Here is a 13,248-nt window from a genome sequence, read left to right as displayed (position 1 = left end):
GCGGAGCGGAGCAGCCCGCCAACAATCAGAAGACGATCTCTCTCCTGGAGCCCCGGCCGGCTCATCCGGCTGGCAGGAGGGCCACACGCCCTTCCGGCAGCGGGACGAAGCAATTGGCCCCTCTCCACCCGGATGAGCCGGCCGGGCTCCACGTTTCGACGAAGGCCCGTCGGCCGACCTTTGCGACTGTCCGAGGGGACAGAACAGCTGCGTGTGGAAGCAGATCTCCGCGAGGGCCGCAAATGGCGCGGGGCGGGATCTCTACGCACGCGGGCTGACCGCCGGTCCGGGGGTGGGGCGGAGGGTGCGTGGCACCGGGAGGTCGCGCTGCCGTTCCGGGATGTCGAAGGCGGCGATGAAGTGCCCGAGATCGCGGCGGTGCGAGCTGGCCGACCAGGCGGCCCAGGTACGGCGGACCAGCGGGTTCCCGGCCAGCGGCAACCAGGTCAGCCCGTTCGGGGCCAGGTACGCCAGGTGCGGCGGAGCCAGCGCGAAGGCCCCGTCCGCCGCCGCCACAGCGGCGTAGACCACCGCGGGCACGATCGCCCGCAGCTCCGTCACCGCCCGCGCCACCTCGATCCCGTGGGCGCCCAGAACCGCGGTGAGCACGTCGAAGTAGCCCGGGGCGTCCTCACGTGGAAACCCCACCCACGTCAACCCGGCCAGTGCCTCCAGCGGCAGCCCTTCCGGTCCGCCCAGCCGCTCCGCCTGCCGCGTGGTGAGAAGCACCCCCAGCTGTTCCTCCCGTACCAGCAGACAGTCCAGCTCCTGCCCTCGGGGACGTTCCCTCAGCAGCGCCACGTCCAGGTCACCGCCGCGCAGCGCGATGTCCAGCAGCGCCGGCGCCCGATGGCGCGCCTGGACTCCGGTCGCCGGATACGCCGCCGCCAGTTCCCGCAGGGGCCCGACCAGCAGCGTCGGGGGCACATCCAGCGGCAGCCCCAGCCGCAGCACCCCCACCTCCCGAGCGCACTGCCGGTCCAGTGCCGTCAGCGCCAGGTCGTGCCGCGCCAGCACCGCACGCGCCTCGTCCAGAAGCGTCAGCCCCTCGGGCGTGGCCGCCATCCCCACGCTGCTGCGCACCAGTAGCCGCATCCCGAGCTGCCGCTCCAGCGACCCCACCGTCTGCGACAACGCCGGCTGACTCAGATGCAGCCGCCGTGCCGCCGCCGACAGGCTCCCCTCCTCCACGATCGCCACGAACACCCGCATCTCTCGCAGTTCCATGCCCTCAACACCCCGTAGCTCTGTTCGGCGCCCGCCCGCCGGCGCCGAACACAACCCGCTCCGGCACCATCCCCCGATCCGCGATCGGGACGCCCAGCAGGAGCGTGAGCGGACCGTAGTGACGAAAAGTGACGCTCACGCCTGTTCCGTGTGCCGCGTCGCGGCCTGGGCCGGTCAGTGCCGTGCGGCCCCACAGCGGAGTCCTGCATGCGTGCGCGCCGCCGATGTGCACCGGGGTGCGGACTCTGCCAACCGCCTCGGGATGACACGGACGCTTCCGACCTGCGGCACCGCATGCCGTAAGCGCCATCGACGTAACGCCTCCGGTGGAGGACGGCGAGGCTGAAGACGGCAGCTCGCCGGCTCGGTGCCTGTCAGGGTTCCGGGACAGCCTCGATGCCGTACTTGACCAGCAGGTCGGCCAGTTGGGGCAGGCGTTCGGGTCCCCACAGCTGGGCCGCCTTGCCGGGCTCGGGCTCGTCGCCGCCCTCGATGAAGATGCCCTCCGCGCCGCCGGGGGTGTACATGAAGAGCATCGAGGCAGGGCGGACGCCGACGTTGCGGAACCGGTGGTGGACGGTTCGCGGGATGAAGACGACGTCTCCCGGGTGTGCCGTGAAGATCCGTTCGCCGCTGAGGAATTCCAGTTCGCCGGAGAGCAGGTAGAAGATCTCGTCCTCGTGGGCGTGGGTGTGCGGGACCGGCCCGCCGCCCGGGGGGACCGACGCCTCGACGAGTCCCAGCGAGCCCTTGGTGAGCTGCCCGGTGAGCTTCGTGGTGTAGGTGTCGCCGAAGACCCACTTGCTGACGCCCGCGTCGGCGGGTACGTGGAGCCCTCCGCCAGCGTCGGCGTGTTGCGGGAACTCGGGCTGGGACAGCGTGAAGCTCACTGGTGACTCCTTGCGTGGGTGGATCCGGCGGCCTGCATGCGGAGGTGGCCCGCCGCGTATGCCGCCATGCTCCGGGCGCGGACCCGGTGCTCGAATCCGCCGCAGTGGCCAGCGCAAGTGACCGGAGGCCCCCGCTCAGCCGAGTGTGGTCTCGTCCGGGCCGGAGGGCAGGGCGCCGCGCAGTTGGCTGCGCGAGGTGATGCCCAGCTTCGAGAAGACCTTGCCCAAGTGGTACTGGACCGTGCGTGGACTGAGGAACAGTCGGGTGCCGATCTCGGGGTTCGACAGTCCTTCGCGGGCCAGCCCCGCGATCTGGGCCTCCTGGGGCGTCAGTTCGGGCCGGGTGGCGACGGCCCGCTTGCGGGCGGTTTCCCCGGTGGCCCGCAGCTCGCGGCGGGCCCGCGCGGCGAACGCCTCCATGCCCATCGACTCCGCCATGCCGTGGGCCGTGCGCAGTTGTACGCGTGCGTCGCCGCGTCGGCGCTGCCTGCGCAGCCACTCCCCGTACAGCAGATGGGAGCGGGCGAGCTCCGAGCGCGCGGAGCACGAGCTCAGATGCGTGACCGACTCCCGGTACCGGTGCTCGGCCGCGTCGCCTTCGCTCAGCAGGGCACGGCACCGCGCCTCGACGCCCAGGCCCCACGGGGTGCCGGACGGGCCCGTGGTGCCGGCGAGCCGGTCGAGGGCCGCCTCCGCGCGAGCGGGTTGTCCGCTGCGCACGGCGGCCTCGATCAGTTCGACCAGGCTCCAGTTCGAGTGACCGAGCTCTTCGGGGTAGGCGGCGGCGCGCTCCGCCGCTGCCAGGGCTTCCTCGAACCGGCCGAGCCCGTTGTTGAGCACACTGGCGTAGTGGTGAGCGAGGGACAGTCCTATGCCCTCGCCGTGCGACGTCGCTTCTTCAACGACGTTCTCGATCAGCCGGGCGGCGTCCTGGCCGCGGCCCTGCCAGCAGGCGAGGGTCATCGCGCCGTAGGCGGGCAGCGGGTGACCGGTCGCTTCCTTGATCGCCGCGAGCTCCGCGACGAGCGACCTGGCCGCGGCCTGCTCACCCGCGTGCAGGTGGACGAAGACCCGCTGGCTCAGGGCTAGCGGCAGCACGGAGAGCACACCCGCGTCGCGGGCCAGCCGAACCTGACGGTCGGCCAGGTCCTGCCAGGGCCCGTCGTCCCAGATCTCGTGGGCGGCGCGGACCGCGACGAACAGCCACCGCAACTGCTCGTCGACCGAGAGGCGGGCATCGTGAAATGCCTTCAGCGCCTGCCGGACGACGGGGGTTCCGGCGACGGGCCCGTCGACGATCAGCGTGGCCAGTCCGTCCAGGAGCAGGTCAGCCACACAGGCGCCGCGCACGACGGGAGTGCCGGCCGCGGCCTTCGCGACCTCCGTCATCCCGACCCGATCGGCCAGGCGCCCGACAAACATCGCCACGGACAGGGCGTCCAGGTAGGTCACACGCGCCAGTCGCGCGTCGACCGCCTCGAACCGGGCAGCCGCTTCGAGCAGCAGCGGCGGTCCGTCGGCGCTACGGCCGGAGGCGAACGCCATCTGCCCGCGCAGCAGGCACACGCCGGCCCGGTCGCGCTCGTCCCCGGGTCCCACCTCCGCCAATGCCAGCAGGTTCAGCGCGGCATCCCGCGCCCCCACCCGGTACGTCGCCTGCGCCGCCGCGAGCGCGCGCCTGGCCCGGCCGGTCGGATCGGGCGTCAGCAGGGCCGCGCGTTCGCAGAAGGCCGCGGCGGCTGCCTGCCCGCCGCGGGCCTGGGCGCGCCCGGCCGAACGCTCCAGTTCCGCGGCGATCTCCTCGTCGGGGCCCTCGGCAGCCTGGGCGCGATGCCAGGCGCGGCGGTCCGGGTCGAGCTGCGCATCGGTGGCCATCGCGAGGGCGCGGTGCGCGTTCCGCCGCTCCGGGACCGACGCGGACCGGTAGGCCGCCGAGCGCACCAACGGATGCCGGAACCGTACCCGGGCACCGAACCTGATCAGGTCCGCGGCGACCGCCGGCTCGGCCGCCTCGGCGCCGACACCGAGCTCACCGGCCGCCCGCCACACGAGGGCCGTGTCGCCGGTCGGCTCCGCCGCCGCGAGCAGCAGCAACAGCCGGGTCTGTGCGGGCAGTTGCTCCGCCTGCCGTCGAAAGCCCGCCTCGACGTTGTCCGGCACGGGCAGCACGCCGGGCATCGCGAACCCGCCGGCCAGCTCCGCCGGCAGCGCGCGTGGCCACTCCAGCAGGGCCAGGGGGTTGCCGTGCGTCTCGGCCACGATCTGATCGCGCACCCGCACGTCCAGCGGCCCGGTCAGCGCCGAGTCCAGCAACGCGCGCGCGTCCCGCTCGGGCAGCCCGCCGACCGCCAGCTCCGGCAGGCCCGCCAGCTCGGAACAGGAGGGGCGCGCGCCGAACACCACGCCGACCGGCTCCGCGACCAGGCGGCGTGCCACGAACGCCAGTACCTGTGCGGAGGCGCGGTCGAGCCACTGGGCGTCGTCGACCAGACAGATCACCGGCCGCTCGCCGGCCACCTCGGACAACAGGCTCAGCACCGCCACACCGAGCAGGAACTGGTCCGGTGCGGGGCCGGGACGCAGGCCGAAGGCGATCCGCAGGGCATCGCCCTGTGGGGCGGGCAGTGCTTCGGCACGGTCCAGCATGGGCGCGCACAACTGATGCAGCCCGGCGAAAGGCAGCTCTCTTTCCGACTGGACACCCACGACGCTCACGACCCGGCAGTCCGCCGCCCGCCCGGCCAGATGGTCGAGCAGAGCCGTCTTGCCCGCGCCCGGCTCGCCGTGCACCACCAGACTCCGGCCCTCACCCGCACGTACGGCACCGACGAGCCGGTCCAGCGCGGCGCACTCCGCCCGCCGGCCCATCAGCCGCGTGCCACCTCGCGCGGGAAAGTCTGTTGACGGCTGCACGAAGCCGACGCTATACCCCCGGGCCGACGCCATGCTCCCGGCGGGGGCACCCGCCTGTCCGCTGCTCTCCGTGTTCGCGGTGACTGCTCCGGCAGCGTCAGGTCAGGGACGCGGCGCGAGGCGGGGTGGCCGTGCCGTGCACGCGCCGGGAGTGCGCGGCGAACGCCCTCGGCGCCAGCCGGGGCGCCAGCAGGCGTACCGGGAACGGTGCGTCGGCGAGGACGCTCTTGGTGACCTCGCGGTCCGCCTCGTACATCGCCATGCCGAAGCACACCGGGAACTCCTGCTTGGTGAACAGAGCCCTCCCGTGGGCACCCAGTTGCTTCCACTCGGAGTGGGTGACGAGCTTCTCGGCCAGCGGCAGAATCTGCTCCTCCTCCAGCGCCATGTGCACGGTGATCGAGGCGTTGAGGCTCTCGCAGGCGTCGGCGAGAGCCGCCGCCTCGCGCGCCGTCCGCCGCCACGGGGAGAGCGATTCGGTGACCTGCCCGAGTGCTGCCTCGATGGCAGCGTGCTGGGACTGCATCGTCGGCACGACGCTCCGCGTGCTCTCCCCGCCCCGCTCCAACAGCAGCGGCCAGAGGATCACGTCCTCGCCCTCGTGGTGAACGTGCAGGAATCGGCACATCAGGTCCAGGTGCGCCCCGACGATCTCGCTGCGCTCGGTATCCCCGTCGGCGACCCCGCGAACCAGCCCGGGCATGAGCCCGAACTCCCGCCGGAACACGGTGTGAATCATGTACATGTCCCGGACGTCTGCCATGGGACCGGTGTGCGTGGTCATCTCTGTCTCTACTGTCTTTCTCTTCTGTCTTTCCAGAGCGTTTTCTTATGTGGCGATTTCAAGGAACTTCTGGCCTCGTCAGCCCTTGCGGTACCGCTCGATGATGTCGGCGGCGATCTCCAAGGCATGGCTGACGCTTTCCGCGTTGTACGACAGGTCGAGGAACGCTCCGTCGTATCCCAGCGCGCGGGCGGACTGCAGGACGGGCACGGCCGACTCGACGGGCAGACCCGGGGCGATGTTGACGCGCAGTTCCCGCCGAAGCGCCTCCTGGTCCCGCCCGGCGGCTTCCGCCCCCTGCTTGATGGCCTGCCAGAGGCCCTCCAGAATCTCCAGGTCCGGTCCCGCACCCACCACCGTCACGGGCAGCCATCCGTCGCCCCGGCGAGCGATTCGGTCGAGGGCACCGGCTCCGAATCCGCCCAGCAGGACTGGCGGTCCGGGCTTCTGGAACGGGCGCAGATCCATGCGCGACGGCGGTATCCGCCACAGCGTGCCCTTGTGTTCGACCGGGTCGGAGGTCCACATCGCGCGCAGGACGTCGAGGATCTCCTCCAACCGCGCGCCACGTTGGGCCCAGGGCACACCGAGCGCCTCGTACTCAGTGCGCATCCAGCCCACCCCGAAGCCGACGTCGAGCCGCCCCTGGCTGAGCAGATCGAGGGAGGTGAGCGAGCGCCCGAGGAGCAGCGGGGTGTGCCACGGCGCGTCCAGAGTGCTGGTGGCGAGCCTGACCCGGCTGGTGGCCGTGGCGGCGGCCGTCAGCACGACGACGGGATCGATCGCTCGTGCCTGCTCCACCGGCCACGGCTGCTCCGGCGTGCAGCCGGGGTACAGGTCGGACGGCTGCAGCGGGGTCAACGCCCTGTCGCCCGCCCACAGCGCGTCGTAGCCCAGCCGCTCGGCCTCGGCGGCGAACCCGGCGATCAGATGAGGCTCCGCAAGCGGACCGAACTGCGGTAGTGCGGTACCGATACGCACGACTACGTCTCCTTTGCTCCGGCCTTCTGGCCAGGAATTTCTTCTCCGCTCGACTGCCTGGCATCTAAGCAGCCGGAAAGTCCGCCCGCGTTTGTCAGCCATAAGTTCTGCGAAAGGCCAGCTATAAGAGCAGCGGATGGCGAGGAGCGGAACCAGGGAAAATCGCTGGGTTACCTTGTCTGCGCAGCCGACGAAAAACGCTCTATTCCAAGAAAGAGAATCATCATGGGCAGTGTGGTAATCATCGGCGGCACCTCGGGCATCGGGAGGGAACTGGCCCGGAATTACCTCGACATGGGCCGGCCGGTGGTGATCACCGGCCGGGACGCGGAGCGCGCCCGAGGTGTCGCGGCCGAACTCGCTGCTGCCGCCAGGGCGGAGGACGACGCCGGGACTCTTCCGGTACGCGGTCTGGCAGTGGATCTGAGCCAACCGCACGATATAGCCGCCGCGCTGGCCGACGTCGGCCCGGTCGACCGCCTCGTGCTCGTCGCCATCGAGCGCGACATGAACACCATCGCGAACTACGACATCGACAAGGCTGTCCGGCTGACCACACTCAAGTTGGTCGGCTACCACACCGTCGTGCACGCGTTGAAGTCCCGGCTCTCGCCGGACAGTTCGGTGCTGCTGTTCGGCGGAATGGCCAAGGACCGCCCGTACGAGGGGTCCACGACGGTGTCCACGATCAACGCCGGCGTCATCGGCATGATGCGAACCCTGGCCGTCGAGTTGGCGCCGATCCGGGTCAACTCCCTGCACACCTGGATGATCGAGGACTCGCCGTTCTGGCGGGACAAGCCGGAGATGGTCAAGTGGGCCGCCGGCCACACGCTGACCCATCGACTGCCCACGTCGGCCGACGTGGTGGACGCCGCGGCCCTCCTGCTCGACAACCCGGGCCTGAACGCGGTCGACCTCCGCGTCGACTGCGGCATGTGGGAGAGGTGACCCGCTGACGCCGCGAACGGCATTGCGGTGCTCGGCCGTTCCACCCAGCCATGACCGAAAGGGCCGGAAGCATGAGGTCCGATGCACGGGCCAACCGCACCCGCATTCTGGAGGCAGCGATGGAGGCGTACGCCGACGGCGACAGCCCCTCGCTCGGTTCCATCGCCCGCAGGGCGCGGGTGGGCAAAGGCACGTTGTACCGCCATTTCCCCTCCCGGGAGTCGCTGGTCCTTCAGGTGTACGCCTGCGAGATATGGCAACTCACCTCCTGCGTACCCGACTTGCTGGCAAGTCGGCCGCCCTTCGAAGTCCTGCGCGAGTGGCTGACACGGCTGGCCCGCTGCGGGGCCAGCAGGGCAGGTCTGGCCGATGCCCTCGACGGTGCTACCGCGCAGGCGGCCGTGGTCGCCGAAACGTACGGCCCCGTCGTCGACGCGCTGGCCGTCCTGCTGCGCGCCAACGAGGAGGCGGGGACCGTTGTTTCCGGGCTGGACGTGGACGACGTCCTGCTCCTGCTGGGATGTCTCTGGCGCGTGGGGCCCGGCGCCGAAGGACGCGACCGGGCCGACAGGATGCTGGACGTGGTCCTGCGCGGACTCGGTGTGCAACCTGCGACCGCCGACTGCGGGCATACCCGTCCGTGAAGGGCGCGGTTCACCGACCGGTGACAGCAGGGGCGATTCCGTACGGCCCGCTCCACCGCCCCGGTAGGGCCACCGCTGGCTTCGAGAGCTCGGGCGGTCGTGACCACGGAGCGGAGCTCCCCCGTGTCCCCGAGCCCCCGAGCCCCCGAGCCCCCGGCGTGCCCCAGGCACAACCTGCCGGGGCGGCGAAGCGCCTCAGGCGATGTCGTGGATGTTGTGCTCGGTCAGGTCGGATGCGTGCCGGGCGACAGTGCCGTAGTCGGCATCGTCGTGGAGGACAACCAGGCCGTGGTGGGCCGCGGTGGCGGCGATGACGAGGTCCACGGCCGAGGCACCGCGATGCTCTCCGGCCTGGGCCATGCGGTGTTGGACCGCGCTGATCCAGCGTCCTGCGTTCTTCGGCACCGGGACGTCGGGGTAGAGGTCAGTGAACATTTCCGAGATCTCGTCGTACTCGCGACCGTTCCGGGCGCTGTACAGGAACTCGGCACGCTGCGCATAGCAGGATGCGATGGCCCCGGCATCGATCGCGTCGTACCAGGCCGATTGCAGCTTTGGATCGCGCAGCAGCCGGACCAGGCCGGACGTGTCGAGCAAGTAGATCACCGGCTGTGCTTCTCCGCCCGGTGCAGGCGCTCGGCGTCCTCGACGGCACCCCACTCACGCGCACGCTCGAAGTGACGGCTGATGCGCGCCGCACGCTCCTGCTGCTCGGCGTAGAAGTGCAGAGCGAGATTGACCGCCTCCTTCTTGGTCCTGACCTTGGACAGAGCCATGGCGCGCACCAACATCCACGGGGTCCAAGTCTGAGTGCCGGATCCCGGCCTGTGCAGTCGCGACGGACACTCCAGATCAACACACGAGACGATGCGGTCCGGTCGGCGCAAGCGTCGCGCGCACGTATGGCCCGGCTGCTGGTGGCGCCCGTGCCCACAGCGTGCCCTTAAGAGCGGACAACCACGGTCAACAGCGGTGCGATCCGACCCGCGCGACCATCCCATGGGAAGGCATCTGTACAGATCGGAGCCACAGAGACCGCCCAAGCTCCGTCGCTTCCCAAGCTGAGAGTGCGAGTTCGATGCTCGTCACCCGCTCCATGTGAAACCCCAGGCCGGTGACCTGGGGTCCGTTCGTCGTGTGGAGCGCTTGACGGCGGCTTGGTGGTGCGGCTTCTTGTCCCCGGATCAGAGTCTGTGACGGGCGCGTGGCACGGGTATGGGCGGCACGCCTTCGATGACGGTGTTGCTGACGCTTCCGATCCCCTGCACAGTCATGGTGACCGTGTCTCCGGGAGTGAGCGGAGGTGGTTCCAGGATGCGGTGGCGGCCCCAGAGTTCGGCCAGGCAGCCGCCGTTGCCGCAGGTGCCGGAGCCCAGGACGTCGCCGGGGCGGACCCAGGTGCCGCGGGAGGCGTAGGCCGTCATCTCCTCGAAGGTCCAGGACATGTTGGCGAGACGGTCCTGGCCGACCGTCACTCCGTTGACCGCGACGGTGAGGTGGAGGTCCAGGAGACCGTCGGCCGTGCGGTGGGGTTCGAGTTCGTCCGCGGTGACCAGCCAGGGGCCGAGGGTGGTGGCGGAGTCCTTGCCCTTGGCCGGGCCCAGGCCGACTCTCATCTCGCGGCCCTGCAGGTCGCGGGCGGACCAGTCGTTGAGGATCGTGTAGCCGATGATGTGCTCGCGGGCCTGGTCCGGGCCGAGGTCGCGGCCGGCCTTGCCGATGACGGCGGCTACTTCCAGCTCGAAGTCGAAGCGCTCACAGCCGGGCGGGACGTGCACGTCGTCGTGAGCGCCGAGCATCGCGTAGGGGTTGGTGAAGTAGAACGTGGGGGCCGCGTACCACTCTTCGGGGACGGTGTCGCCGTGGCCCCGCGCCATGCCTTCCACGTGACGTTCGAAGGTGACGAAGTCCCGCACCGTGGGCGGCTGTAGCGGGGGAAGCAGTCGTATGTCTGCCAGAGGCAGGGGCGATGTACCTGCCAGGGCGTCCGCTGCCGCCGTGCGCAGGGTGTCCTCTCCCGCCTTGATGAACTCCAGGAGTTCCGCCGGGACTTCGAAGGGGTGGACCTTGTCGTCCACCACGACTCCCGACTGCCGTCGGCCGCCGTGCAGGAAGGTCGCGAACCTCATGACCGGCTCTCTTCCGGCTGGGCCGGGGCGGCGCCGCGCGGCCTGACGCCCAGGCTCACGGCGGCGATCACGGCGGCGATCACGCAGGCTCCGGCGGTGAGCAGGAGGACATCGCCGTATCCGGCCGCCAGGGCCCGTTCGGTGAGTGGGGCGATCTTGGCGCTGAGCGGACCCAGGTCAGCGGTGTGCAGCGCGAGCGGGCCGCCTGCGTCGAGGACGGCCGCGGCCGTGCCGTGTTCGGCGGGGGTGAGGGCCGCCGCGCCGAGGCTGCCGGTCAGCTGGTGGGTGGCCGTGGCGAGGGCGACGGCGCCGACGACCGCAGGACCGAGGGTCTGGCCGAGGTCGCGGACCAGGCTGGTGGTCGCGGCGGCCATGCCGGTGAGGTGGAGTGGTACGGCGTTGACGGCGGCGGCGGTGATGGCGGCGACGACGAGTCCGAAGCCGACGCCGCTGAGCACGAGCGGCCCCAGCAGGGCGGGGATCCCGGTCTCGTGTACCGGCACTGCGCGCAGCCACAGTTGGGCCACGGCCAGCGAGACGAAGCCGGTGACCAGCATCGGGCCCGGTCCCACCCGCTGGAGCAGGCGGACCAGCAGTGGCCAGATGAGCGGGGTGACGGCCTGGATGATCAGGAACGACACCGCGACCCGCAGCGGGCTCTGGTGCTGGATGACACCGAGCCGGATGCTCAGGTCGTACGCGCCGCCCAGGAAACCGAACATGCCGATCACCGCCATGGCGGCCGAGGTCGAGAACGCGGGATTGCGGAACAGCTCCAGGCGCAGCATCGGTGACGTGCCGCGCGACTCTGCCGCGATGAACGCCCCCAGCATCACCGCGGCGACGGCGAAGGAGCCGGCGACCGTCACCGACCCCCAGCCGTCGGTGGGGCCCTGGATGATGCCGTAGAGCAGGGCCAGCAGGGCGAGGGCGATGGTGATCTGCCCCGGCCAGTCCAGTGAGCGGCCTTCGGGTGCGCTCGATTCCGCGGCCAGCCGCCAGGCCACGGCCGCGGTGACGACCGCCAGGACGCCTGCGGCCGCGAACGCCCAGTGGAAGGAGGCGTGTTCGACGACCGCGCCGGACAGCAGCGGAGCGATGAGGGCGCCCAGGGACAGCGCGGTGGTCCAGGAGGCGAGTCCCCGGGCGCGGGCCGCCGGCGTCGGGGTCCCGGCGGTGATCACGGCGAGGGAGGCGGGGAAGAGGGCCGCGGCGCCGATGCCGGACAGCGCCTGCCCGGTGATCAGCTGTGCCGGTGAGTCGGAAGTGGCGGAGACCAGATAGCCGACCGCCGCCAGGAGGGCGCCGCCCACCAGGAGTTTCTTTCGGCCGTACAGGTCGCCTACGACACCGAAGGTCAACGCCAGGACCGCGGCGGGGACGAGGAACGCGTCGGTGATCCAGGTGAGTTCTGCGCCGGAGGTCCCCAGGGAGCGCTGGATGACGCCGTTGATCGCGGCGGGCAGGACGAGCCCGATCTGGGCGAGGCAGACCGCCAGGCATCCGGCGACGATGGTGCCCGGGTGCGGGACGGCCGGCGTGCCGGACGGGGCGGCGGGTGGGTCGGGGGGTGCGGCGGGTGGGTCGTAGGCGGGGCTGGAGACCATGTCTCCTCCTTCGTGGGTGCGGGTCATGGCCGGCGTGGAGGGGTGCGGCTACGGAGCCGGCAGTCGATGGGGCCGGCGCGGTGGACGCGGCTCAGGGACAGGCGAGGCAGGCCATGCGGCCGAAGAGCTGGGGGCCGTCGAGCGGAGGCAGGCCGGGGTCGATTTCGCGGTAGACGGTGTAGACGTTGACCGCGAGGCGTTCGCTCTCCTCCAGGCCGGCGAAGGGACCCAGGCGGATGTCCCGTGCCGCGTCCGCGGCCGGCATCCCGGCGGTGAACCGGGCGGTGGCCTCTTCATGGACGTACGACAGGTAGTCGCGGACGGCCCGGACGGCCTTCTGGGTGGTGACCGGGCCGTGTCCGGGCACCACGGTGTCCACGTCGAGGCTCAGCAACAGGTCGCAGGCGGCCAGGCCGCACGCGAACGGGCCGTGCCAGACGAGGGGGGTGGCGCCGACGAAGACGATGTCACCGGTGTAGACGGTCCGGGCGCCCGGGACGTGGACGATCGTGTCTCCGGCGCTGTGCGCGGGGCCCGCGTCGATCAGCCGGACCTCCGTCCCCCCGATGTCCAGGACCGTCTCGCCGTCGAACACCCGGTTCGGGAGGACGGGTTGGACATCGCGATGGTCGAAGCGGCCGAAGATCCGGCGGGCGTACCGTCCGGCGTCGCTGTCCTCGGCCAGCAGCGCCCGCACCTCGTCCGGGCCCGCCTGCCGCATGTCGGTCAGGGATCCGCGGGCCGCGATGATCTCGGCGTCGGCCACGAGCTGGTTGCCGAACCAGTGGTCGCCGTTGCCGTGGGTGTTGACCACGGTCGAGATGGGCGCGGCGTTGGTCAGCGGTGCCAGTCCGTCCAGCATGGCCCGGGTCAGACGCAGGTCGAAGAGGGTGTCGACGAGCAGGGACTCGCCCTGGCCGACGACCAGCCCGGCGTTGCTCATTCCCCAGCCGCCGGCGCTCGGGATCCACGCATGACAGCCACGGCCCAGGTCGACCGGGCGCACGGGAGAAACCAGGGAAGCCACGTTGCCTCCAGTTCGAGTCCGTCAATGGACCGGAAATTAATGGACTGGAGTCCATCAATGGACTGCAATCTAAATATGGGAGCTCCGGCGGTCAA

At 71.1% G+C, this 13,248-nt stretch carries 12 protein-coding genes; 2 read left to right on the top strand and 10 right to left on the bottom strand.

The genetic code is table 11. From position 1 onward, the window contains the following. Positions 1-261: 261 nt before the first annotated feature. From OH768_RS27890 to OH768_RS27870, 5 genes are all read right to left on the bottom strand, one after another. Entirely contained in the window at positions 262-1,227 is a 966-nt protein-coding gene (locus OH768_RS27890) for a LysR family transcriptional regulator (protein ID WP_406458069.1), read from the bottom strand. A gap of 374 nt (positions 1,228-1,601) precedes the next feature. Further along, entirely contained in the window at positions 1,602-2,117 is a 516-nt protein-coding gene (locus OH768_RS27885; protein ID WP_406458068.1) for a cupin domain-containing protein, read from the bottom strand. Positions 2,118-2,252: 135 nt separating this feature from the next. Then, complete coding sequence (locus tag OH768_RS27880; protein WP_406458066.1) at positions 2,253-5,030, bottom strand: AAA family ATPase; 2,778 nt, start codon at positions 5,028-5,030, stop codon at positions 2,253-2,255. 97 nt (positions 5,031-5,127) lie between these two features. Continuing rightward, a complete protein-coding gene (locus OH768_RS27875; protein ID WP_406458064.1) occupies positions 5,128-5,793 on the bottom strand; it encodes a hemerythrin domain-containing protein in 666 nt (221 codons plus the stop codon). Positions 5,794-5,892: 99 nt separating this feature from the next. Next, entirely contained in the window at positions 5,893-6,795 is a 903-nt protein-coding gene (locus OH768_RS27870; RefSeq protein ID WP_406458062.1) for a TIGR03619 family F420-dependent LLM class oxidoreductase, read from the bottom strand. Positions 6,796-7,020: 225 nt separating this feature from the next. On the opposite strand from OH768_RS27870, the gene OH768_RS27865 reads away from it, so the two are divergent. Together OH768_RS27865 and OH768_RS27860 are read left to right on the top strand one after the other, a co-directional pair. Beyond that, positions 7,021-7,746 carry an SDR family oxidoreductase gene (locus tag OH768_RS27865; protein WP_406458060.1) on the top strand — a complete coding sequence of 242 codons (726 nt, stop codon included), beginning with the start codon at positions 7,021-7,023 and terminating at the stop codon, positions 7,744-7,746. Between the two features lie 71 nt (positions 7,747-7,817). Continuing rightward, positions 7,818-8,390 (top strand): TetR/AcrR family transcriptional regulator, encoded by a 573-nt coding sequence (locus OH768_RS27860; protein ID WP_406458058.1) that lies wholly within the window; start codon positions 7,818-7,820, stop codon positions 8,388-8,390. A gap of 195 nt (positions 8,391-8,585) precedes the next feature. On the opposite strand, the gene OH768_RS27855 is transcribed toward OH768_RS27860, so the two are convergent. The 5 genes from OH768_RS27855 to OH768_RS27835 all read right to left on the bottom strand — a co-directional run bounded on the left by OH768_RS27855 (position 8,586) and on the right by OH768_RS27835 (position 13,153). Further along, on the bottom strand, positions 8,586-8,996 hold the full coding sequence (locus OH768_RS27855) for a PIN domain-containing protein (protein ID WP_406458056.1): 411 nt from the start codon (positions 8,994-8,996) through the stop codon (positions 8,586-8,588). Continuing rightward, entirely contained in the window at positions 8,993-9,166 is a 174-nt protein-coding gene (locus OH768_RS27850; RefSeq protein ID WP_406458054.1) for a type II toxin-antitoxin system VapB family antitoxin, read from the bottom strand. Before OH768_RS27850 ends, OH768_RS27855 begins: the two co-directional genes overlap by 4 nt. Positions 9,167-9,574: 408 nt before the next feature. Further along, positions 9,575-10,519 carry a fumarylacetoacetate hydrolase family protein gene (locus OH768_RS27845; protein ID WP_406458052.1) on the bottom strand — a complete coding sequence of 315 codons (945 nt, stop codon included), beginning with the start codon at positions 10,517-10,519 and terminating at the stop codon, positions 9,575-9,577. Then, positions 10,516-12,126 carry an MFS transporter gene (locus tag OH768_RS27840; RefSeq protein ID WP_406458050.1) on the bottom strand — a complete coding sequence of 537 codons (1,611 nt, stop codon included), beginning with the start codon at positions 12,124-12,126 and terminating at the stop codon, positions 10,516-10,518. The genes OH768_RS27845 and OH768_RS27840 overlap by 4 nt, the downstream gene beginning before the upstream one ends. 91 nt (positions 12,127-12,217) lie before the next feature. Further along, a complete protein-coding gene (locus OH768_RS27835) occupies positions 12,218-13,153 on the bottom strand; it encodes an MBL fold metallo-hydrolase (RefSeq protein WP_406458048.1) in 936 nt (311 codons plus the stop codon). Positions 13,154-13,248: the final 95 nt, after the last annotated feature.

This window comes from Streptomyces sp. NBC_01622, assembly GCF_045209635.1.
Taxonomy (GTDB): domain Bacteria; phylum Actinomycetota; class Actinomycetes; order Streptomycetales; family Streptomycetaceae; genus Streptomyces.
This window is presented reverse-complemented; position numbering and strand designations above follow the sequence as displayed.